The sequence below is a fragment of the Streptomyces sp. NPDC004111 genome, from assembly GCF_042874215.1.
Taxonomy (GTDB): Bacteria; Actinomycetota; Actinomycetes; order Streptomycetales; family Streptomycetaceae; genus Streptomyces.
Genome location: NZ_JBIAMU010000029.1, coordinates 90,829 through 113,769, shown reverse-complemented (window position 1 = coordinate 113,769; position 22,941 = coordinate 90,829). Strand labels below are relative to the sequence as shown.

General features: G+C 71.3%; 15 protein-coding genes. 6 read left to right on the top strand and 9 right to left on the bottom strand.

The annotated features are described in order from the left end of the window. Positions 1 to 180 precede the first annotated feature (180 nt). A complete protein-coding gene (dnaJ, locus tag ACFYVL_RS40080; protein ID WP_389254175.1) occupies positions 181 to 1,317 on the bottom strand; it encodes a molecular chaperone DnaJ in 1,137 nt (378 codons plus the stop codon). Beyond that, positions 1,318 to 2,334 (bottom strand): heat-inducible transcriptional repressor HrcA, encoded by a 1,017-nt coding sequence (gene hrcA / locus ACFYVL_RS40075; protein ID WP_389254173.1) that lies wholly within the window; start codon positions 2,332 to 2,334, stop codon positions 1,318 to 1,320. Positions 2,335 to 2,506: 172 nt separating this feature from the next. On the opposite strand from hrcA, the gene ACFYVL_RS40070 reads away from it, so the two are divergent. Next, positions 2,507 to 3,247, top strand: coding sequence for an MBL fold metallo-hydrolase (locus tag ACFYVL_RS40070; protein WP_389254171.1), 741 nt, complete (start codon positions 2,507 to 2,509; stop codon positions 3,245 to 3,247). 72 nt (positions 3,248 to 3,319) lie between these two features. Beyond that, entirely contained in the window at positions 3,320 to 4,144 is an 825-nt protein-coding gene (locus ACFYVL_RS40065) for a DUF3097 domain-containing protein (protein ID WP_389254169.1), read from the top strand. Between the two features lie 42 nt (positions 4,145 to 4,186). On the opposite strand, the gene hemW is transcribed toward ACFYVL_RS40065, so the two are convergent. Further along, on the bottom strand, positions 4,187 to 5,419 hold the full coding sequence (gene hemW / locus ACFYVL_RS40060) for a radical SAM family heme chaperone HemW (protein ID WP_389254167.1): 1,233 nt from the start codon (positions 5,417 to 5,419) through the stop codon (positions 4,187 to 4,189). 108 nt (positions 5,420 to 5,527) lie between these two features. After that, a complete protein-coding gene (locus tag ACFYVL_RS40055; protein ID WP_389254165.1) occupies positions 5,528 to 7,471 on the bottom strand; it encodes a SpoIIE family protein phosphatase in 1,944 nt (647 codons plus the stop codon). A 249-nt stretch (positions 7,472 to 7,720) separates the two neighbouring features. Between ACFYVL_RS40055 and ACFYVL_RS40050 the strand changes: the two genes are divergently transcribed. After that, entirely contained in the window at positions 7,721 to 11,824 is a 4,104-nt protein-coding gene (locus ACFYVL_RS40050) for a HAMP domain-containing protein (RefSeq protein WP_389254189.1), read from the top strand. Beyond that, positions 11,814 to 12,404, top strand: coding sequence for a two-component system response regulator (locus ACFYVL_RS40045; protein ID WP_389254163.1), 591 nt, complete (start codon positions 11,814 to 11,816; stop codon positions 12,402 to 12,404). The genes ACFYVL_RS40050 and ACFYVL_RS40045 overlap by 11 nt, the downstream gene beginning before the upstream one ends. A gap of 88 nt (positions 12,405 to 12,492) precedes the next feature. Here the strand turns inward: ACFYVL_RS40045 and ACFYVL_RS40040 are convergent, their stop codons facing one another. Beyond that, complete coding sequence (locus tag ACFYVL_RS40040) at positions 12,493 to 14,382, bottom strand: AMP-dependent synthetase/ligase (protein ID WP_389254161.1); 1,890 nt, start codon at positions 14,380 to 14,382, stop codon at positions 12,493 to 12,495. A gap of 248 nt (positions 14,383 to 14,630) precedes the next feature. Continuing rightward, the gene (gene lepA, locus ACFYVL_RS40035; protein ID WP_389254159.1) at positions 14,631 to 16,499 is read right to left on the bottom strand and encodes a translation elongation factor 4; all 1,869 of its coding nucleotides are present in this window, start codon (positions 16,497 to 16,499) and stop codon (positions 14,631 to 14,633) included. Between the two features lie 248 nt (positions 16,500 to 16,747). On the opposite strand from lepA, the gene rpsT reads away from it, so the two are divergent. After that, positions 16,748 to 17,014 (top strand): 30S ribosomal protein S20, encoded by a 267-nt coding sequence (gene rpsT / locus ACFYVL_RS40030; protein ID WP_389254157.1) that lies wholly within the window; start codon positions 16,748 to 16,750, stop codon positions 17,012 to 17,014. Between the two features lie 302 nt (positions 17,015 to 17,316). Here the strand turns inward: rpsT and holA are convergent, their stop codons facing one another. Further along, complete coding sequence (gene holA / locus ACFYVL_RS40025) at positions 17,317 to 18,312, bottom strand: DNA polymerase III subunit delta (RefSeq protein ID WP_389254155.1); 996 nt, start codon at positions 18,310 to 18,312, stop codon at positions 17,317 to 17,319. Between the two features lie 101 nt (positions 18,313 to 18,413). Here holA and ACFYVL_RS40020 point away from each other — a divergent pair, with 101 nt between their 5' ends. Further along, entirely contained in the window at positions 18,414 to 18,641 is a 228-nt protein-coding gene (locus ACFYVL_RS40020) for a hypothetical protein (RefSeq protein WP_389254187.1), read from the top strand. Positions 18,642 to 18,865: 224 nt separating this feature from the next. On the opposite strand, the gene ACFYVL_RS40015 is transcribed toward ACFYVL_RS40020, so the two are convergent. Both ACFYVL_RS40015 and ACFYVL_RS40010 read right to left on the bottom strand, forming a co-directional pair. Next, positions 18,866 to 19,765 carry a YceI family protein gene (locus ACFYVL_RS40015; protein WP_389254153.1) on the bottom strand — a complete coding sequence of 300 codons (900 nt, stop codon included), beginning with the start codon at positions 19,763 to 19,765 and terminating at the stop codon, positions 18,866 to 18,868. Between the two features lie 367 nt (positions 19,766 to 20,132). Then, entirely contained in the window at positions 20,133 to 22,625 is a 2,493-nt protein-coding gene (locus ACFYVL_RS40010) for a ComEC/Rec2 family competence protein (RefSeq protein ID WP_389254185.1), read from the bottom strand. Positions 22,626 to 22,941 lie beyond the last annotated feature (316 nt).

Here is a 22,941-nt window from a genome sequence, read left to right as displayed (position 1 = left end):
CTCCACCCCCGCGCGCCCCAACTCGCTCGACCCCCCGCTTCTTGTGGCCTGTTTGGCCCCCCCGCCCCCGCCCCCCCCCGGCCCGCGGGGGGGGGCCCCCCCCCCCCCCCCCCCCCCGCTTCCGTGCCACGCGCGCGTGGCGCTGTTCACCCGACGGCCGTCGAGCGCGCCCCTCCGACGTCAGCGGCCGTTGAACGCGTCCTTCAGGCGCGAGAACAGCCCCTGCTGACCGGGCTGGAACTGCCCCTGGGGGCGCTCCTCGCCGCGCAGTTTCGCGAGTTGGCGCAGCAGGTCCTCCTGCTGCTGGTCGAGCTTGGTGGGGGTGAGCACCTCGACGTGCACGATCAGGTCGCCCCGGCCGCCGCCGCGCAGATGCGTGACACCGCGCCCGTGCAGCGGCACCGACTGGCCCGACTGCGTACCGGGCCTGATGTCGATCTCCTCCACGCCGTCGAGCGTCTCCAGCGGCACCTTGGTGCCGAGCGCGCCCGCCGTCATCGGGATCGTCACCGTGCAGTGCAGATCGTCGCCGCGCCGCTGGAAGGTCGGGTGCGGCAGCTCGTGGATCTCCACGTACAGGTCACCGGCGGGGCCGCCGCCGGGGCCGACCTCGCCCTCGCCCGCGAGCTGGATCCGGGTGCCGTTGTCGACACCGGCCGGGATCTTCACGGTGAGCGTGCGACGCGACCGTACGCGGCCGTCACCGGCGCACTCCGGGCACGGCGTGGGCACGACCGTGCCGAAGCCCTGGCACTGCGGGCAGGGCCGCGAGGTCATGACCTGGCCGAGGAACGACCGGGTGACCTGCGAGACCTCACCGCGGCCGCGGCACATGTCGCAGGTCTGCGCAGAGGTGCCGGGGGCCGCGCCCTCGCCGCTGCACGTGGTGCAGACGACGGCGGTGTCGACCTGGATCTCCTTGGTCGTGCCGAAGGCCGCCTCGTTGAGGTCGATCTCCAGGCGGATCATGGCGTCCTGGCCCCGGCGGGTCCGCGAGCGCGGTCCGCGCTGCGAGGCCGTGCCGAAGAAGGCGTCCATGATGTCGGAGAAGTTTCCGAATCCGCCCTGGCCGAAGCCGCCGGCCCCGCCACCGCCGGAGGCGGACAGCGGGTCGCCGCCGAGGTCGTAGACCTGCTTCTTCTGCGGGTCCGACAACACCTCGTAGGCGGCGTTGATCTCCTTGAAGCGCTCCTGAGTCTTCGGGTCCGGATTCACGTCCGGGTGAAGCTCACGCGCAAGACGCCTGAACGCCTTCTTGATTTCGTCCTGGGAAGCGTCGCGGCGCACGCCGAGTACGGCGTAGTAGTCCGTGGCCACTTACGACTCCGCCAGGATCTGTCCGACGTAACGTGCCACTGCGCGTACCGCTCCCATCGTTCCGGGGTAGTCCATGCGGGTCGGTCCGACCACGCCTAGTTTGGCGACTGCCTCGTCGCCCGAACCGTAGCCGACTGCGACCACGGACGTAGAACTGAGTCCTTCATGGGCGTTCTCGTGCCCGATACGTACGGTCATACCGGACTCGGTCGCCTCGCCGAGCAGCTTCAGCAGAACCACCTGCTCCTCCAGCGCCTCCAGAACGGGCCGGATGGTGAGCGGGAAGTCGTGGCCGAAGCGGGTGAGATTGGCGGTGCCGCCGATCATCAGCCGTTCCTCGGTCTCCTCCACGAGTGTCTCCAGAAGAGTCGCGAGAACCGTCGAAACGGTTCCCCTGTCCTCCGGTTCGAACGACTCGGGAAGTTCCTGCACCAACTGCGGTACGTCCGCGAAACGGCGGCCCACGACCCGGCTGTTGAGCCGCGCCCGCAGGTCCGCCAGGGACGTCTCGCCGAACGGCGCCGGGCAGTCGATCATCCGCTGCTCGACCCGTCCGGTGTCGGTGATCAGCACCAGCATCAGCCGCGCGGGGGCAAGTGAGAGCAATTCCACGTGCCGCACCGTCGAGCGCGTCAGCGACGGGTACTGGACGACGGCCACCTGCCGGGTCAGCTGCGCGAGCAGCCGCACCGTACGGGCGACGACGTCGTCGAGGTCCACGGAGGCGTCCAGGAAGTTCTGGATGGCCCGCCGCTCCGGCGTGGACAGCGGCTTGACGCCGGCCAGCCGGTCGACGAACAGCCGGTAGCCCTTGTCGGTGGGAATGCGCCCGGCACTGGTGTGCGGCTGGGCGATGAAGCCCTCGTCCTCCAGGGCGGCCATGTCGTTGCGGACGGTGGCCGGGGAGACACCGAGCTGGTGGCGCTCGGTGAGGGCCTTGGAGCCGACGGGCTCCTCCGTGCCGACATAGTCCTGGACGATGGCGCGCAGCACTTCAAGTCTGCGTTCACTGAGCATCGCGCACACCTCCAAGCCGTGTTGTTCCCTGGTGCAGGTCGCTCATGGACGGCATGTTCCCCGCCACCCTGCCTGGCACTCCCCCTGTACGAGTGCCAGCGATTCCCCGGGCCAGTGTACGGCGGCGGGGTGCCACCCGAACAAGGGCGGCTGCTCACGCTAGCGTCACGGTATGGACTTGCGATGGGAAGAGCTGGGCGCCGAAGCAGGCTGGGAACATCTCGCGCCGGGCGTCGCGAGGCGCCGGCTGCCGGGCTGGGACGCCACGGTGGGCCTGGTGGCGGGCGCCTGCGGGGCACTGCTCTTCGACACCGGTTCCACCCTGCGCGAGGGCGCCTCGGTCCGCCGGGAGGCCGAGGTTCTGCTCGGCCGCAGAGTGACGCACATCGCGCTCAGCCACTCCCACTTCGACCATGTGCTGGGCACGGGCGTGTTCGCGGGCGTGGAGGTCTTCGCCGCGGTCGGCATGGACACGGCCCTCACCGCGCAGCGCGAGACGATCTCCACCTCGGCGGTGCGGCACGGAGTGGCGCCCGCGGCCGCCGTCGAGGCCGCCGACCTCCTCACCGCCCCGCACCACCTCGTCTCCGGCGAACGCACCCTCGACCTGGGCGGCGGCCGCACCGTGCTGCTCGCCAACCTGGGCCCGGCGCACAGCAGGCACGACCTGGTGGCCCTGGTCCCGGGCCTCGGGGACACCCCCGAGGTGGTCTTCTGCGGCGACCTGGTGGAGGAGTCGGGCGACCCCCAGGCGGGCAGCGACGCCGTCACCGGACGCTGGCCCGAGTCCCTGGACCGGCTGCTCGCCCTGGGCGGCGAGAGCGCGCTGTACGTCCCCGGACACGGGGCCGCGGTGGACGCCGCCTTCGTACGCGCACAGCGCGACGCACTGGCCCACCGCTTCCGGGACTAGCCGCTTGCGGGACCGGCGCGTGCCGGGCCGGACCGGCCGCTCGTGGGGACCCGCCCCTGTAGCGTTTGGCGAATGCGCAGCTACAGCCCGGACTTCACCCCGCCGTGGAAGAAGTCGACGCCGGTCCCGGAGGTTCCCGCCGATCCCGATCTGGTGGTCGAGGAGGTGTCCACGGGCTTCTGCGGCGCGGTGATCCGCACCGAGAAGACCGCCGAGGGCCCCACCGTCACCCTGGAGGACCGCTTCGGCAAGCACCGCGTGTTCCCCATGGCCCCCGCCGGTTTCCTGCACGAGGGCAGGCCGGTCACCCTGGTGCGCCCGTCGGCCGCCGCGGGACCGGCCCGCCCCACCCGTACCGCCTCCGGCTCCGTCGCGGTCGCGCACGCGCGCGCCCGCGTCGCCAGGGCGGGCCGCATCTACGTGGAGGGCCGCCACGACGCCGAACTGGTGGAGCGCGTCTGGGGCGACGACCTGCGCGTCGAGGGCGTCGTCGTGGAGTACCTGGAGGGTGTCGACGACCTTCCGGCGATCGTCGCCGAGTTCGGTCCGAGCCCGGACGCCCGGCTCGGCGTCCTGGTCGACCACCTGGTGCCCGGCTCCAAGGAGTCCCGCATCGCCGCCTCGGTGACCCACACGGACGTCCTGGTCGTCGGGCATCCGTACATCGACGTGTGGGAGGCCGTGAAGCCCTCCTCGGTGGGCATCGCGGGCTGGCCGGTGGTCCCGCGCGGCCAGGACTGGAAGACGGGCGTGTGCCGGTCGCTGGGCTGGCCGGAGAACACGGGCGCGGCCTGGCAGCACATCCTGGGCCGGGTCCGCTCGTACCGCGACCTCCAGCCGGAGCTGCTCGGCCGGGTCGAGGAGCTGATCGACTTCGTGACGGCACCGGCGGAGTAGCGCGCGGCGGGAACAAGGGCGGCCCTGTCGCCCGCCCGCCCGTCAGTCCACCAGGTCCCGCACCACCGCGTCCGCCAGCAGTCGCCCGCGCAGCGTCAGCACCGCACGGCCCTGCGCGTAAGGACCGTCCTCCAGGAGCCCGCTCCTTACCGCCTGCTCGGCGGCGGCAAGTCCGGCGGGCTTCAGCAGCGACAGTTCGCAGCCCTCGACCAGGCGCAGTTCCAGCAGGATCCGCTCGACCCGCCGGTCCTCCGCCGACAGCACCTCGCGGCCCGCGCCCGGGGAGCGCCCGTCGCCCAGGGCCTGCGCGTAGGCGCCGGGGTGCTTGACGTTCCACCAGCGCACCCCGCCCACGTGGCTGTGCGCGCCGGGGCCAGCCCCCCACCAGTCGGCGCCGCGCCAGTACAGCTCGTTGTGCAGGCAGCGGCCCGCCTCGGAGGTGGCCCAGTTGGACACCTCGTACCAGGAGAAACCGGCTGCCGACAGGGCTTCCTCGGTCATCAGGTAGCGGTCCGCGTGAACGTCGTCGTCGGTCATCGGGACCTCGCCGCGGCGGATCCGGCGGGCCAGCTGGGTGCCCTCCTCGACGATCAGCGCGTACGCGCTGACGTGGTCGGGGCCCGCCCCGATCGCCGCGTCCAGGGACGCCTGCCAGTCGGCGTCCGACTCCCCCGGCGTGCCGTAGATCAGGTCCAGGTTCACATGGTCGAACCCGGCGGCCCGCGCCTCCGCGACGCACTCCTCGGGGCGTCCCGGGGTGTGCGTGCGGTCCAGCACCTTCAGTACGTGCGGGCGGGCGCTCTGCATGCCGAAGGAGACCCGGTTGAAGCCGCCCTCGCGAAGCTCCGCCAGGTACGCCGGGTTCACCGACTCCGGATTGGCCTCGGTCGTCACCTCGCAGTCGTCCGCGAGGGAGAACTCCTCGCGGATCGCGGCCAGCATCGTGACGAGATCGGCGGCGGGCAGCAGCGTCGGCGTGCCCCCGCCGACGAACACGGTGCGCACCGGCCGCGGGTCGTCGCCCAGCACCTTGCGCGCGAGGCGCACCTCCTCCACGAGCGTCGCCGCGTAGTTGTCGCGGGAGGCGAGTACGCCGCCGGAGCCGCGCAGCTCGGTCGCCGTGTAGGTGTTGAAATCGCAGTAGCCGCAGCGGGTCGCGCAGTAGGGGACGTGCAGATAGAACCCGAGGGGCCGCTCCCCCGCCCCCCGCAGCGCGTCGGGAGGCAGCGCCCCGTCCTCGGGCATGGGCTCACCGTCAGGCAGTACAGAAGGCATGCCCCCATTGTCCGCCCTCGCGCCGAAGGCTCCGCCCACCCCCTCGACCGGGCCGGGCCGGCCCCCGCCCGTCCCCGCCGGGCACCGCCCCCGTCGTGCCCCCGCCCGCTAGTCCGCGCGCAGCACCAGCAGCGCCAGGTCGTCGTCCGGCGGGTCCGCGGCGAAGGCGTGCACCGCCCGGGTGATCCGCTCCGCCACACCCTGCGCCGACAGCCCCACGCATCCCGCCAGCGCCCTGGCGACCCCGTCCGCGTCGTCGAACATCGCCCGCCCGTTGCGCCGCTCGGTGACGCCGTCGGTGACGCTCAGCAGCGACTCCCCTGAGGCCAGGACGAACGTCTCGCTCTCGTACGCCGCGTCGTCCAGCACTCCCAGCAGCACCCCGGGCCGTCCCGCCACCCGTACGTCGCCGTCGGGCCGCAGCACCAGCGGCAGCGGGTGTCCGGCGCTGGAGACCGTGCAGCGCACCCCGCCGCCCTCGGACTGCGGCAGCGGCTCCAGCTCCCCGTACAGCATCGAAAGGAAACGTGCCTGCGGTCCCTCGGGCAGTTCCTGGCCGCCGGCCGCCGCGACCAGCCGCGCGGCGGCGTCCGCGGACTCCATCGCGTCGTCGAGCAGCAGCCGGTTGAGGCGGTCGAGCACCTCCGCGACCTGGTAGCCCTCGCGGGCGAGCAGCCGCAGCCACGGCCGTACGAGCCCGGTGACCACGGCGGCCTCGGGGCCGTTGCCCTGCACGTCGCCGAGGGCGAAGCACCAGCGCCCCTCGGACGCGTGGAAGATGTCGTAGAAGTCGCCGCCGGCCAGCCCCTCGCCGCGGGGCTGGTAGACGAGGGCGCTGGTCATGCCGGGGATCTTCGCGACGCGGCTGGGCAGCAGGGCCCGCTGGAGGACGCGCGAGATGTTGGCCTGCTGGGTGTAGCGGCGGGCGGCCCCGACGGCCAGGGCGACCCGGCGCACGAAGTCCTCGATCAGGCCGGTCACCTCGTCGGGGATCCGGGCGATCCCGGCCCGGCCCATCATGAGGATGCCGACCCGGCTCCCGCCCACCACCATCCGGCAGGCGAGCACCGCGCCGGCGGGGCCGAAGCTCTCCCCGGCGCTCGGCCAGGGCAGCGGTACGGGGCCGCCGCGGGCGGGTTCCGGCAGCCGGGGCGGCTCCTTCTCCAGCCTGGCGCGCAGTTCCTCCATGCACGCCTCGCGCGCGTGCCAGACGCGGGCGAGCCGTGGTTCCGCCGCCGGACCACCGCCCTCCGGGTCGAGCCACACGGCGCACCAGTCGGCCAGCCGGGGCACCAGCAGCTGTGCCGCCAGCGCGACCACCATGTCCTGGTCGAACTGTCCGGCGAGCAGGTCGGACGCCTCGGCGAGGAACGACAGGGCGCCCCGGTTGATCCAGTCGGGGTCCTCGTCGCGGACCTGCCGCCGGGGCAGCGGGGCGAGGATCTCGGCGGTGCGCAGGCCGCGCTGGAGGGCCCGCTCGGAGGGCCGGACGACATGACCGGGGTCCGCCGGGTCCGTCGGGGCGCTGTTGTACCGCCAGTTGTCGAGGGTGAGCGCGGCCCAGACGGTCTTGAGGCCGGTGCGGTAGGTGACGCCCCAGCTCTCGGCGAGTCCGGCGACCAGGTGGAGGCCGCGGCCGTACTCCGGGGAGCCGCTTCTCTCGCGGCGCTGCGGCTGGTTGTGCACCACCCGGGAGGGGTGGTGGTCGGAGACCTCGACGACGAGGACGGTGCCGCCGCCCTGCGGGTCGGCCCTCTCCATCCGGCACAGCAGCTCGACGGTGGTGCCGGCGTGCACGACCGCGTTGGTGACGAGTTCGTTCACGACGAGGGCGGCGTCGTCGGCGAGCCGGCCGGCGATGCCCTCGTCGTCGGGCAGCAGGGACGTGCCCGACCAGTCCGCGACGGCGGCCCGGACGAACTTGCGCGCGGCGGAGGGGGCAAGCGGGTTTCCCGGCAGGCTGGTGCGGGCCTCGGACTGGATCTCGTACCTCCCAACCTGCGGGGCGTTCTCGCGGGCGCCTTCGTCCCGCTGTGTCGGAATGAGTGTCACGGTGCGGCTCCTGATCAGTTGTCGCAATGCGCCGCTTACGACAACCACAGGGTGACAGACTGAGCCTGCCCATAAGCACCGAGTCACCGAAGTGGGCCGCAAATGAACGAAGACCGAGCCATTCCACGTCCCGGCACGCGCGCCCACATCCGTACCGGTGGCGCACGCCCGGCAGAGCCTCCCGCGGACGACGGCCACCCCGGCGACGGCTGGGTGCACGCCTCCGAACTGCGCCCCCTCCTCGCCGCGATGACCTCGCTGCGCGACGGCGACTTCCGGGTGCGGCTGCCGGAGACGCACGCCGGTCCCTCCGGTGAGCTGACCGCCGTCTTCAACCAGATCGCCGACCGCAAGGAGCACTTCGCGGGCGAACTGGCCCGGGTGCGGAGGGAAGTGGTACGGCACGGCAGGCTCGACGAGCGGCTGACGGCCAGCCCCGGCCAGGGCGGCTGGGCCTCCAACATCAACAGTACGAACGCGCTCCTCGACGCCCTGGTGGTGCCTGCCGCCAACGCCACGCGGGTGCTGGACGCGGTCGCGGGCGGCGATCTGACCCAGCGGGTCGATCTGCACGACGGCAAAAGGCAGTTGCACGGCGATCTGCGGCGGCTGGGCCGGGCCGTCAACAAGATGGTCGACCAGCTCTCGCTGTTCACGGGCGAGGTGACCCGGGTGGCCCGCGAGGTCGGTACCGAGGGGCGGCTCGGCGGGCGCGCCAAGGTGCAGGGTCTGTCGGGGAGTTGGCGGGACGTGACGGAGGCCGTCAACACGATGGCGTCCCGGCTGACCGCCCAGGTCCGCGACATCGCGGCGGTGACGACGGCGGTGGCCCGTGGCGACCTGACCCGTACGGTCACGGTGGAGGCGACCGGTGAGCTGCTCGAACTGAAGCTGACCGTGAACACGATGGTCGACCAGCTCTCCGCCTTCGCCGACGAGGTCACCCGCGTCGCCCGCGAGGTCGGCACGGTCGGTCAGCTGGGCGGCCGCGCCCAGGTGCGCGGGGTCAGCGGGGTGTGGAAGGACCTCACCGACAACGTCAACTTCATGGCGTCCAACCTGACCTCCCAGGTCCGCAACATCGCCCAGGTCACCACCGCCGTCGCCAACGGCGACCTGTCGCAGAAGATCACCGTGGACGCGCAGGGCGAGATCCTGGAGCTGAAGTCGACGATCAACACGATGGTCGACCAGCTCTCCGCCTTCGCCGACGAGGTCACCCGCGTCGCCCGCGAGGTCGGCACCGAGGGAAACCTCGGCGGACGCGCCCAGGTGCGTGGCGTTTCCGGTGTCTGGAAGGACCTCACCGAGAACGTCAACTTCATGGCGGACAACCTGACCTCCCAGGTGCGCAACATCGCGCTCGTCTCCACGGCCGTCGCCCAGGGCGACCTCGGCAAGAAGATCACCGTCGAGGCGAAGGGCGAGATCCTCGAACTCAAGTCGACGATCAACACGATGGTCGACCAGCTCTCCGCCTTCGCCGACGAGGTCACCCGCGTCGCCCGCGAGGTCGGCACCGAGGGAAACCTCGGCGGCCAGGCGCAGGTGCGCGGGGTCAGCGGAGTGTGGAAGGACCTCACCGACAACGTCAACTTCATGGCGTCCAACCTGACCTCCCAGGTCCGCAACATCGCCCAGGTCACCACCGCCGTCGCCAACGGCGACCTCTCCAAGAAGATCACCGTCGACGCCCGCGGGGAGATCCTGGAGCTGAAGGACACCGTCAACACGATGGTGGAACAGTTGCGGGCCTTCGCCGACGAGGTCACCCGGGTCGCCCGCGAGGTCGGCACCGACGGCCGGCTCGGCGGCCGTGCCCAGGTCCTCGGTGTGTCGGGGGTCTGGAAGGACCTCACCGACAACGTCAATTACATGGCCGACAACCTGACCTCCCAGGTGCGCAACATCGCCCAGGTCGCCACCGCCGTGGCCCAGGGCGACCTCTCCAAGAAGATCGACGTCGACGCGCGCGGCGAGATCCTGGAGCTGAAGACCACCATCAACACGATGGTCGACACGCTGTCCTCGTTCTCCTCCGAGGTCACCCGGGTCGCCCGGGAGGTCGGTTCCGAGGGCCAGCTGGGCGGCCAGGCGCGCGTCGAGGGCGTGTACGGCACGTGGAAGCGCCTGACCACCAACGTCAACGAACTCGCCCTGAACCTCACCACCCAGGTCCGCGCCATCGCCGAGGTGGCCTCCGCCGTCGCCCAGGGCGACATGTCCCGCTCGATCACCGTCGAGACCCGCGGCGAGGTCTCCGAGCTGAAGGACAACATCAACCTGATGGTGTCCAACCTCCGCGAGACCACCCGCGCCAAGGACTGGCTGGAGTCCAACCTGGCGCGCCTGGCGGGCCTGATGCAGGGCCACCGCGACCTGATGGAGGTCGCCGACCTGATCCTGCGCGAACTGACCCCGCTGGTGAACGCCCAGTTCGGCGCGTTCTTCCTGGCCGACCCCGACACCGACGGCACCCCCTCGCACACCACCAACGCGACGATGCCCCAGCGCGGTCTCGCCTTCATCGCCGGCTACGGCTCCGCGCAGGGCGCCACCGTCGACACCCACGGCATGCCGGGCCACGGTCTGGTCCGCCAGGCCGCCCTGGAGAAGAAGCGGATCCTGGTCGAGGAGGCGCCGCCGGACTACATCAAGATCAACTCGGGTCTCGGCGAGGCCGCCCCGGCGAGTGTCGTCATCATCCCGATCCTCTTCGAGGACAAACTGCTCGGAGTAATCGAACTGGCGTCGTTCTCCCGCTTCTCCGACGTGCATCTGGCCTTCTTCGACCAGTTCGTGAACACCATCGGCGTCGCCATCAACACCATCATCGCCAACTCCCGTACGGAGTCGCTGCTGAGCGAGTCGCAGCGGCTCGCCGTCCAGCTCCAGGACCGGTCCAACGAACTCCAGCGCCAGCAGGCCGAACTCCAGCGTTCCAACGCCGAACTGGAGGAGAAGGCGGCGCTGCTCGCCACGTCCTCGCAGTACAAGTCGGAGTTCCTGGCGAACATGTCGCACGAGCTGCGCACCCCGCTCAACTCCCTCCTCATCCTGGCGCGCCTCCTCTCCGACAACCCGGACGGCCATCTCTCCGACCAGGAGGTCCAGTTCGCGACGACCATCCACCGCTCCGGCTCGGACCTGCTCCAGCTGATCAACGACATCCTCGACCTGTCCAAGATCGAGGCGGGCCGGATGGACGTACGCCCCAAGAAGCTGCCGCTCATCAAACTGCTCGACTACGTCCACGCCACGTTCCGGCCGGTCACCCTCGACCGCGGGCTCGCCTTCGAGGTGGCCGTCGGCGAGAACGTGCCGCGCGAGATGTTCTCCGACGAACAGCGCCTCCAGCAGATCCTGCGCAACCTGCTGTCCAACGCCATCAAGTTCACCTCCACCGGCCGTGTCGAGCTGCACGTCAGCTGGATCTCCGACCCGGAGAGCACCCTCCTCAAGGGCACCCACGACGTGATCGCCTTCGCCGTGTCCGACACCGGCATCGGCATCGCCCCGGAGAAGCTCCCGGTCATCTTCGAGGCGTTCCAGCAGGCCGACGGCACCACCAACCGCAAGTACGGAGGCACCGGTCTCGGCCTGTCCATCAGCCGGGAGATCGCCGGCCTGCTGGGCGGGCGGATCGTGGCGGAGAGCGAGCCGGGACACGGCTCGACGTTCACGCTGTACGTGCCGGTGCGCTACCCCGGGCACATCGAGACCGAGCAACTCGCCCAGCAGCAGCCGGCGCCGCGCCCCGTGGCGATGACACCGTCCGAGCGGCTGTCCGCCAACCATGTGACCCTGCCCGACCAGGACGACGACTGGCCCACCACGACCAAGCTGGAGGAGTGGAGGTCCGGCCGGGCCGGCGCGGTGCTCCCCGGCCGCCGCGTCCTGATCGTCGACGACGACATCCGCAACGTGTTCGCCCTCACCCATGTGCTGGGCCGGGTCGGCATGCCCGTGCTGTACGCGGAGAACGGCCGCGAGGGCATCGAGATGCTGGAGCGCCATCCCGATGTCGAGCTGGTCCTGATGGACATCATGATGCCGGAGATGGACGGTTACGAGACCATCGAGGCGATCCGCAAGACACCCCGCTGGACCGACCTGCCGATCGTCGCCCTGACCGCGAAGGCCATGCCGGGCGACCGGGAGAAGTCCATCGCGCAGGGCGCCAACGAGTACGTGCCGAAGCCGGTGGACGTCGACCGGCTGCTCTCGGTCGTCTGTTCCGTACTGGACCCGGAGGGGGAACCGCTGGCAGCGGCAGAACCGGACGGATCGACTTGCGCGTCGAAGGTCTTTGTAATCCCGGCAGTTCCAGGAGTTGTGGACGATGACCACTGAGGCACCGCGAACAGCGCACAACGACCACGCCAGCATCCTGCTCGTGGACGACATGGAAGACAACCTCATCGCCCTGGAGGCGGTGCTCGGCGCCCTCAACGAGCCCCTGGTGCGGGCCCGCTCGGGCGAGGAGGCCATGAAGGCACTGCTGCGCCAGAACTTCGCGGTGGTCCTGCTGGACGTACGGATGCCCGGCATGGACGGCTTCGAGACCGCGTCGAACATCAAGCGTCTTGATCAGACCAAGGACATTCCGATCATTTTCCTGACCGGCACGGAAGGCGATTCCGGCTACGCCTTCCGGGGCTACGCGACGGGCGCCGCCGACTTCCTGACAAAGCCCTTCGACCCGTGGGTACTGCGCGCCAAGGTCAATGTCTTCCTCGAACTCCACCGCAAGAACCGGCTGCTTGAGCGGATGCTCAATCAGGAACGGCAGCAGTACGGGCTGCTCGCCGCACAACTGGCGGAGATAGAGGAACAGGTCGTCCGGGACGATCCCGACGGGGGATCGCCGCTGCGGGAGCGGGTGGCCCGTATGCGCGAGACCCTGACGGAGATGCGCCGCGGCCACTCGTGACGAGGGCCGCGGCGCACCGCCGTGCGCCACGGCGGGTACCGCGAGCGACGCGGTGCCGTGAGGTGGTGCCGCGCGACGGTGCCGCGGGTCAGGCCTCCCGGCTTCCCGCGTACATCTCGTCGATCAGGTGCTTGTACTCGCGCTCGACGACCGGCCGCTTCAGCTTGAGGCTGGGCGTCAGTTCACCGTTCTCGACGTCGAGGTCGCGGGGCAGCAGGCGGAACTTCTTGATGGTCTGCCAGCGCTGCAGCCCCTCGTTGAGTTCCTTCACATAGCCCTCCACCAGGGCCTGCGTCTGCGGGGCCGCCATCACTTCGGCGTACGTCTTCGCGGCGAGGCCCTGTTCCTGCGCCCAGCCCATGATCGTCGGCTCGTCGAGCGAGATCAGCGCCGTACAGAAGTTGCGGTCGCCGCCGTGCACCAGGATGTTCGAGACGTAGGGGCAGACCGCCTTGAACTGGCCCTCCACCTCGGCGGGCGAGATGTACTTGCCGCCCGACGTCTTGATGAGGTCCTTCTTGCGGTCGGTGATCCGCAGGTAGCCGTCCGGGGACAGTTCTCCGATGTCACCGGTGTGGAACCAGCCGTCGGACTCCAGCACTTCCGCCGTCTTCTCCGGCAGCCCGTGGTAGCCCTGCATGATGCCGGGGCCGCGCAGCAGGATCTCGCCGTCCTCGGCGATCCGCACCTCGGTGCCGGGGAGCGGCTTGCCGACGGTGCCGGTGCGGTAGGCCTCGCCCGGGTTGACGAAGCTGGCGGCGGAGGACTCGGTGAGCCCGTAGCCCTCCAGGATGTGGATTCCGGCGCCGGAGAAGAAGTAGCCGATGTCCGGGGCCAGTGCCGCCGAACCCGACACACAGGCCCGCAGCCGCCCGCCGAACGCCTCGCGGATCTTGGCGAAGACCAGGGTGTCGGCGACCTTGTGCTTGGCGTTCAGAGCGAAGGGCGCGGTGGCCTGCCCGGTGCGCCGGAAGTTGTCCTGGGTGACCTTCGCGTACTCGCGTCCGACGCCGGCCGCCCACTGGAAGATCTTGTACTTGGCGCCGCCGCCGGCCCGTGCCTTGGCGGCGACCCCGTTGTAGACCTTCTCGAAGATGCGCGGCACGGCGGCCATGTACGTCGGCTGCACGACCGGCAGATTCTCGATGATCTTGTCGATGCGGCCGTCGACGGCGGTGACGTGCCCGACCTCGATCTGTCCGGAGGTGAGAACCTTGCCGAAGACGTGCGCCAGCGGCAGCCACAGGTACTGCAGGTCGTCCTTGGTGATCAGCCCGGTCGCGACGGTCGCCTTCGCCATGTACGACCAGCAGTCGTGCGGCAGCCGTACGCCCTTGGGGCGGCCGGTGGTGCCGGAGGTGTAGATGAGGGTGGCGAGCTGGTCGGAGGTGATGGCCCCGACGCGCTCCTTGACCGCCTCCGGGTTCTTCTCCAGGTAGGCGGCACCGCGCGCCTCCAGGTCGGCGAGGCTGAGCACCCAGCCCTCCGGGTCGCCCTCGGCCGCCACCGCGTCCTCGGCGTTCACCACGACGACATGGGCGAGGTGCGGCAGGTCGGCACGCCGCTCACGGGCCTTGGCGAGCTGCGCGGCGTCCTCGGCGATCAGTACCCGGCTCTCGGAGTCCGCGAGGATGTAGGCGCTCTCCTCGGCGTTCGTCGAGGGGTAGATCGTGGTCGTGGCCGCGCCCGCGCACATCACACCGAGGTCGACGAGGATCCACTCGACCCGCGTGTTGGAAGCCAGGGCCACCCGCTGCTCGGGCTGCACCCCCAGATCCAGGAGGCCGGCGGCGACCGCGTACACCCGCTTCGCGGCCTGGCCCCAGCTCAGCGAGCGCCATTCGTCGGGGCCGGTGCCGCCGGCCGGCGGCACCGGGTAGCGGTAGGCCTCTCCGTCCGGCGTGGCAGCCACGCGCTCAATGAAGAGGGCCGCGACGGACGGCGGCCGGTTCTCGATCAAGGTCTGTGTGTCGCTCACGACGTCCTCCGGGCCCGCGGCATTGCTGCGCGACTGGCTGGTATTTAACTGGCGAGTAACAAACGATCAGTGATCAGACTAGAGCGCCCGCGCCTGGTACGTAAGAGTCCGAGGACTTCCTTTTGTGCGCGCGCCGTGCGACCCGTGCGCGCGCCGGGGGGCGCCCCGACACGACGGCGGGCCCGCCGCACCGAAGTGCGACGGGCCCGCCGGACGGCCGGACACCGTGACGGTGTGCGGCCGCTGTACTACTTCTTCGACTTGCCGCCGGAGTCGTCGCTGGAGAGAACCGCGATGAAGGCTTCCTGCGGCACCTCGACGCTGCCGACCATCTTCATGCGCTTCTTTCCCTCCTTCTGCTTCTCCAGGAGCTTGCGCTTGCGGGAGATGTCGCCGCCGTAGCACTTGGCGAGGACGTCCTTGCGGATGGCGCGGATCGTCTCGCGGGCGATGACCCGGGAGCCGATGGCGGCCTGGATGGGCACCTCGAAGGCCTGCCGCGGGATGAGCTCGCGCAGCTTGGCGACGAGCCGCACGCCGTACGCGTAGGCGGCGTCCTTGTGCGTGACGGCGGAGAAGGCGTCGACCTTGTCGCCGTGCAGCAGGATGTCGACCTTGACGAGGGAGGCGGACTGCTCGCCGGTGGGCTCGTAGTCGAGGGAGGCGTAACCGCGGGTCTTGGACTTCAGCTGGTCGAAGAAGTCGAAGACGATCTCCGCGAGCGGCAGCGTGTAGCGGATCTCGACGCGGTCCTCGGAGAGGTAGTCCATGCCGATGAGCGTGCCGCGGCGGGTCTGGCAGAGCTCCATGATGGCGCCGATGAACTCGCTGGGGGCGAGGATCGTGGCCCGTACGACCGGCTCGAAGACGTCCGAGATCTTGCCCTCGGGGAATTCGCTCGGGTTGGTCACCGTGTGCTCGGTGCGGTCCTCCATGACCACGCGGTACACCACGTTGGGCGCGGTCGCGATGAGGTCGAGGCCGAACTCGCGCTCCAGCCGCTCGCGGATCACGTCGAGGTGCAGCAGGCCGAGGAAGCCGACGCGGAAACCGAAGCCGAGGGCCGCGGAGGTCTCCGGCTCGTACACCAGGGCGGCGTCGTTGAGCTGGAGCTTGTCGAGCGCCTCGCGCAGGTCCGGGTACTCGGAGCCGTCGAGCGGGTACAGGCCGGAGAAGACCATCGGCTTCGGGTCCTTGTAGCCGCCGAGCGGCTCCGTGGCGCCCTTGCTGAGGGAGGTGATCGTGTCACCGACCTTGGACTGCCGGACGTCCTTCACACCGGTGATGAGGTAGCCGACCTCGCCGACGCCGAGACCGTCGGACGGCGTCATCTCGGGCGAGGAGACACCGATCTCCAGCAGCTCGTGGGTGGCGCCGGTGGACATCATCCGGATGCGCTCGCGCTTGTTGAGCTGGCCGTCGACGACACGGACGTAGGTGACGACACCGCGGTAGGAGTCGTAGACCGAGTCGAAGATCATCGCGCGGGCGGGGGCGTCCTTGACGCCGACCGGGGCCGGTACGTCCCGGACCACCCGGTCGAGCAGCGCGTCGACGCCGACACCGGTCTTGGCGGAGACCTTCAGCACGTCCTCCGGCTGGCAGCCGATGAGGTTGGCGAGTTCCTCGGAGAACTTCTCCGGCTGGGCGGCCGGGAGGTCGATCTTGTTCAGGACGGGGACGATCGTGAGGTCGTTCTCCATCGCCAGGTACAGGTTGGCGAGGGTCTGCGCCTCGATGCCCTGTGCGGCGTCGACCAGCAGGATCGTGCCCTCGCAGGCGGCCAGCGAGCGGGAGACCTCGTAGGTGAAGTCCACGTGGCCGGGGGTGTCGATCATGTTGAGGACGTGCGTCGTCCCCTTCATGTCGCCCTCGGTGGGCGCCCAGGGCAGCCGCACCGCCTGGGACTTGATCGTGATGCCGCGCTCGCGCTCGATGTCCATGCGGTCGAGGTACTGGGCACGCATCTGACGCTGGTCGACCACGCCGGTCAGCTGGAGCATCCGGTCGGCCAGCGTCGACTTGCCGTGGTCGATGTGCGCGATGATGCAGAAGTTGCGGAGCAGTGCCGGGTCGGTACGGCTCGGCTCGGGCACGTGGAGAGGAGTCGCGGGCACGCAGGGTCCTGATTCTTGAGAAGACGGCACTCTGTTGCGTCACGGCGGTGTGCGTCGTGCGCGCGCGTGCGTCGTTCTCGTCTCGGTCCGGAAGTTGTGAAGTCTTCCCATGGTCCCACGGCCGGGGCCCTGAGGCCGGTTTGGGCCGGTCGGAGGACGGCTGGTAGCCTGGGCAGCTGTGTCTGGTGACCTTCGCGGGTCGCGGGACGCACATCGAGATCCAAATCGAACCTGTAAAGGCTCTTTCAGTGGCGAACATCAAGTCCCAGGTCAAGCGGAACAAGACGAACGAGAAGGCGCGCCTGCGCAACAAGGCCGTCAAGTCCTCGGTGAAGACCGCGGTGCGCAAGGCCCGCGAGGCCGTCGTCGCCGGCGACGTCGAGAAGGCCACCCAGGCCGTTCGCGACGCCTCCCGCGCGCTCGACAAGGCCGCGAGCAAGGGTGTCATCCACAAGAACGCCGCCGCCAACAAGAAGTCGGCGCTGGCTGCCAAGGTCGCCACCCTTCAGGGCTGAGCCCTCGCCTCGCGGGGCTGAGCAATCACCCCTGAGGTACCTGTAGTGATTCGTCGGCGTCAGGGCCCAGCGGACCCTCTCTACCGCTCCTGACCCGGCACCCCCGCCGCGCGCCGAACGCGTTCGCCACGCGGGCGCGGCGGAAACCAGCTCGAACCGGAACCCCGGCTCCGTCCTTCCCCAGGACGGAGCCGGGGTTCCGGCGTTTCCGGGGGCGCGGCTTCGGCGCAGCGTTTCCGGGGGGGGGGGGAGGTTCTGGCGCCGGCGTCCTCAGGAGCGGCGTACGGGGCCCATGCCTTCCGCTAGCGCGTGCTGCGAGTCCTGGCCGCCCGCGCGACCGTGACCACGGCCTTCTCCAGGGCGTACTCGGGGTCGTCCCCGCCGCCCTTGACGCCCGCGTCGGCCTCGGCGACCGCCCGCAGGGCGAGAGCGACGCTGTCTGCCGACCAGCCGCGCATCTGCTGGCGGACCCGGTCGATCTTCCAGGGGGGCATCCCGAGGTCCCTGGCCAGGTCGCCGGGCCGGGCGCCGCGCGGGGCGGACGCCAGCTTGCCGATGGCCCGTACAGCCTGGGCGAGCGCGCTGGTGATCAGCACCGGCGCCACCCCCGTCGACAGCGACCACCGCAGCGCTTCGAGTGCCTCGGCGGCCCGTCCCTCGACGGCACGGTCGGCGACGGTGAAGCTGGAGGCCTCCGCGCGGCCCGTGTAGTACCGGCCGACGACCTCCTCGTCGATGGTGCCCTCGACGTCCGCGACCAGCTGCGAGACGGCGCTGGCCAGCTCGCGCAGGTCGCTGCCGATGGCGTCGACCAGCGCCTGGCTCGCCTCGGGCGTGGCGGAGCGGCCCAGCGCCCGGAATTCCGACCGTACGAACGTCAGTCGCTCCGCGGGCTTGGTGGTCTTGGGGCAGGGAACCTCGCGGGCCCCGGCCTTGCGGGCGGCGTCCAGGAGGCCCTTGCCCTTGGCGCCGCCCGCGTGCAGCAGCACGAGGGTGATCTCCTCGGCGGGAGCGCCCAGGTACGCCTTGACGTCCTTGATCGTGTCGGCGGAGAGGTCCTGTGCGTTGCGCACGACGACCACCTTGCGCTCGGCGAAGAGCGAGGGGCTGGTCAGCTCGGCGAGCGTGCCGGGTTCCAGTTTGTCGGGCGTGAGGTCGCGTACGTCGGTGTCGGCGTCCACGGCGCGGGCCGCCGCCACGACCTGCTGCACGGCACGGTCGAGGAGGAGGTCCTCCTGGCCCACCGCGAGGGTGACGGGGGCGAGCGGATCGTCGGTCGAATTCTTCCTGGTGGCCATCGCGGTCAAGCATCCCACGGGCCACTGACAGTGCTCCCGCGCTGGCCGTCGTGCCGGAGAATGTACGGGTGAGCGAGGTACGAGGCGCCCAGGTGCGCCATGTGTTGGTACTGCCGGACCGGGACGCCGCCGAGGAGGTGGCGCAGGAGCTGGGCGACGCTTTCGGCCTGGCCGAGGAGCCGCAGCTCGTACGGGACGCGCTGGCGGGCGAGGACGACGCCGAGGACGCCCAGTGGCTGGTGGTCGTCGAGGACCCCGAGGGGCGCCTCGACGCCGCGGCGCTGGACGGGCTGGCGGCGGAGTACGAGGGGTGGCTGGAAGCGCCCTAGCCGCCCGCGGGAGTCGCGCGGGGGCCGTGCGGCCCCAGGAGTCGCGTGCAAGCCGGCGCGGGCCGAAGGGTCCGTGTGGGGCCGCAGGGGTCGCGAGCGCCGCTTCCCCGCCCTCCCCCGGGCTACTCCTCCCCGCTCGGACCGCCGTTTCGGCGACCCGGGCCGCGCCCAGGAGCCCCGGGCACCTTAGGTGCCCGGGGCTCCTAAATGATCCGGTGAAGCCGTCAGGAGGCCGGGGCTTCCGACGCCTTGGGAACGATCTGGATGTCCAGTTCGACCGCGATGCTGGAGCCGACGGCGGCGATGCCGTGCCCGAGCATGGTCTGCCAGGTGAGGGTGAAGTCCTCGCGGTGGAGTTCGGCGGTGGAGTGGACGGCCGCGCGGGTCTCGCCCTGGATGCCGTTGCCCATGCCGAGGTACTGGCTGTCCAGCGTGACGGTACGGCTCACGCCGTGCAGGGTGAGCGCGCCGGTGACGGCCCAGCGGCTGCCGCCCCGGTGCACGAAGCGGTCGCTGTAGAACTCCATCGTCGGGTAGTTCGCGACGTCGAAGAAGTCCTTGCCGCGCAGGTGGTCGTCGCGCATCTTGACGTTGGTGTCGATGGAGTTGGCGTCGATGATGACGTGCATCGCCGAGTTCTCCATGCGCTCACCGATCCGGACGGCGCCCGCGAAGCTGTTGAACCGGCCGCGGATGCGGGCCAGCCCGATGTGCCGCGCGGAGAAACTGATCTGCGAGTGCATCAGGTCGATCTCCCAGTCGCCGGGCTCGGGGAGCTGCGGCGGGGCGGCGACCTGGAGGGAGATGTCGCCGAGGCCGGAGTGGCCGCTCTCGGTGACGGTGGCGCTGCCGCGGTACGGAGTGAAGCCCTCGGCGGTGACGGCGATCCGATAGTCGCCCGCGGGGACGGCCGCGACGAGGGTCCCGTACGGGTCTGTCTCACCCCCGACCACCCTGCGGCCCGTGCCGTCGGTGACGACGAACTCGGCCTGTCGTACGGGCTCGTTGACCGGGTCGAGGACCCGGCAGCTGAGCACGCCCGCGGAGGACGGGACGGAGAGTCCGGCGAGTGGGTTGGCGTGGCTTCCGGTGGTCGGACGTCGGCCAAGCCAGCGGGAGATCATGAGGTGCGCACCCCCGTGCAAATGGTTGATACAGGGGCGCAGCGAGACACGACGAACCGCCGGAGCAGCGACCCTTTGACGAAAAAGCATTCGATCACCCATGGGGCGTTCGAGGCAAACGCGTCGCTCGGTGGTGAGATGGCACCGCCTGTCCCCAGAGGTCTGAATTGAGCATTCCGTTTCGCCGTATCCGCTGGCCACTGGCCCATTACCTGCAGTAATGCGAGGCTGGGTGCGAATTGCGGGGTCCCCCTGCGGTCGCTGACGGCCGAACCGCGCCGCCCCGCGCGGGGGCTTCCTCAGGACGGGTGTGCGGGCGTCCCGCCCTCGCGAAGACGGCTGGAATCAGCCCCCTCGTCTCCTCCCGTCAGCCGCCCAGAGGCACCGCCTCCAGCCCGTCCCCCGCGCCGGTCACCGCGACCGCGCCGTCCCTGTCCGTGCGCAGCACCACCGCTCCCAGGGAGTCGAGCGCGGCCAGGGCGACGGGCGAGGGATGGCCGTACGGGTTGTCACGGCCCACCGGCACCAGGGCCAGCCGGGGCGCGAGACGGCGGAGCAGCCCGGGGTCCTGGTGGGCCGAGCCGTGATGGGCGACCTTGAGGACATCGACCCGCGGGAGAGCGGGATGGGCCCGCAGCAGTCCCTGCTGCGCGGGTGGTTCGAGATCACCGGGCAGCAGGAGGGTCAGCACTCCGCCGGCCGCACCGGAACCGGGGGTGGTGCCCGCCGCGGGGCCCTGGATGCGTACGAGAAGGGTGGCACTCGCGTCGTTCGCCTCGCGGGGCACGGGCAGCGGGGGCGGCGGGGGCCACAGCACCTGCCAGTCGAGCGGGCCCGTCCGGCGCCGCTCGCCCGGCCGGACCGCGCCCACCGGTACCCCCGCCGCTGCCGCGACCCTGCGGACGAACGCCGCCTGCTCCCCGGGCTCCCGCAGCGTCGTGGTCTGGATCGCCCCGACCTCTCGGCCGCGCAGCACCCCGGGCAGCCCGGACACATGGTCGGCGTGGAAGTGGCTGAGCACGACCAGCGGCACCCGGGTCACGCCCAGCCGCCGCAGACACCGGTCGGCCAGTACGGGGTCGGGCCCCGCGTCCACCACCACGGCCGTACCCGGCTCCCCCGCCGCGAGCACCGTCGTGTCGCCCTGCCCCACGTCGCACAGCACGACCCTCCAGTCGGGCGGCGGCCATCCGGTGAGCAGTCCGGTGAGCGGCGGCGGACGCAGCACCGCCAGCAGCAGGAGCAGTACGCAGCCGAGACCCAGCCAGGGACGGTGCCGGGCCCGGCGAACCGCGAGCACCACGGCCAGGGTCACGGCGGCCAGCAGCAGCCCGCCCTGCCAGCCGCCCGGCCAGCCGATCTCGGCCCCGGGCAGTGCGGCCCCGGTCCTCGCGACCCCGGCGATCCACTCGGCGGGCCAGCCGGCCACCCGGGCCAGCAGTGCGGCGACGGGCATCGCCACCGGGGCCGCGGCCAGGGCGGCGAAGCCGAGGACGGTGGCCGGCGCCACGGCCAGTTCGGCGAGGAGGTTGCACGGGATCGCCACCAGGCTGACCCGGGCCGCCATCACCGCGACCACCGGCGCGCACACCGCCTGCGCCGCGCACGCCGCGGCCAGTACCTCCGCGAGCCGGGGCGGCACCCCGCGCCGCTGCAACCAGAGGCTCCAGACGGGCCCGAGGGTGAGCAGGGCCCCGGTCGCCAGCACCGACAGCAGGAACCCGTAGCTCCGGGCCAGCCAGGGGTCGTACAGCACGAGCAGCAGTACGGCGGCGGCCAGCGCGGGGATCAGGGACCTACGCCGTCCCGTGCCGATCGCGAGAAGTGTGATCAGTCCGCAGGCGGCGGCCCGCAGCACGCTGGGCTCCGGCCGGCACACGATGACGAAGGCGAGGGTGAGCGCTCCGCCGCACAGCGCGGTGGTGCGCAGGGAGATCCCTAGCCGGGGTGCCAGTCCGCGCCGCTCGGCCCGCAGCGCGAGTGCGGGCGGCCCGATGAGCAGGGCCAGCACGATCGTGAGGTTGCTCCCGGAAACGGCCGTCAGATGCACCAGGTCGGTCGCCGCGAACGCGTCGTACAGTTCCGGCTCCATCCGGGAGGTGTCGCCGACGACCAGCCCCGGCAGCAGTGCCCGCGCGTCGTGCGACAGCCCTTCGGTGGCTTCCCTCAGCCCGGCCCTGAGCCCACCGGCCTTCCGCTGTACGACGGTGGGCGGGCCGACGACCACCGGGGCCCCGTCGCCCGGTACGCGCAGCACGGCGGCGATCCGGCCGCCGTCCGACAACGGTGGCGCCAGCCGGGCCCCGTTCACCCGCAGCCGGGTCGAGGGCAGCAGCCGCAGCCACTTCGCGGTGGGCCCGCGCACAGGGGCGAAGAGCAGGGCCGGCGTCCGTACGACGGTGGCCGTTCCGTCGACGGTGGTGACCCGGGTGACCTCGACGTCCAGCACGACGGACCGGGGTGCCGCACTGTCGCCCCGTACCCGTGGCCGGGTCTGCCGCGGGTCGCCCGTGACGGTGACTTCGGCTCCCACCACGGCGTATCTGCGGGCCAGTTCGGGCACCGGACCGCGGTACAGGTCGGCGGAGTGCAGTGCGGCCGAGGCGGTGGCCGCCGAGGCGCAGAGCAGTGCGGTGAGCACGGCGGCGGCACGCCGGGGCGGCACACCACCGCCCCGCGCGGACCTGCGGGCCACCACGAGCCCCACCACCAGCGCCCCGGCCAGCAGAACGGCGAGCAGCGCGACCGCCGCCTCCACCACCCCGCCGACGGTCACCGCCGCCGCACCCCAGGCCGCCAGCGCCGGGGGCACCAGCCGAAGGTCGGAAGGCCCTTCCTGAAGAGGATCGGACGACCCCAGCCGACTCCTGGAACCGGCGTGAACGGCCGCACGGGAAAGGCACGTTGCGGAAGAAGTGGGCAGCGAATCGTCGGACGGGGCCTCCCCGGCGGGTGGTGTTCCGGCGGGAGGCGTGCCGCTTCGGGCGGGGGACACTCCGGCAGGAGGTGTGCCGCTTCCGGGGGACGGTGTTCCGGGAGGAGATGCGCCGCTTCCAGCGCACGGCGTTCGGGCCGGAGGTGTGCCTCTCCCGGCGGAGGATGCGCCCCCGCTCGCGGAGAGTTCCTCCGCAGGGGACGCCCCTCTTCCCACGGATGCGGATGCTGCGCTCCTTCCC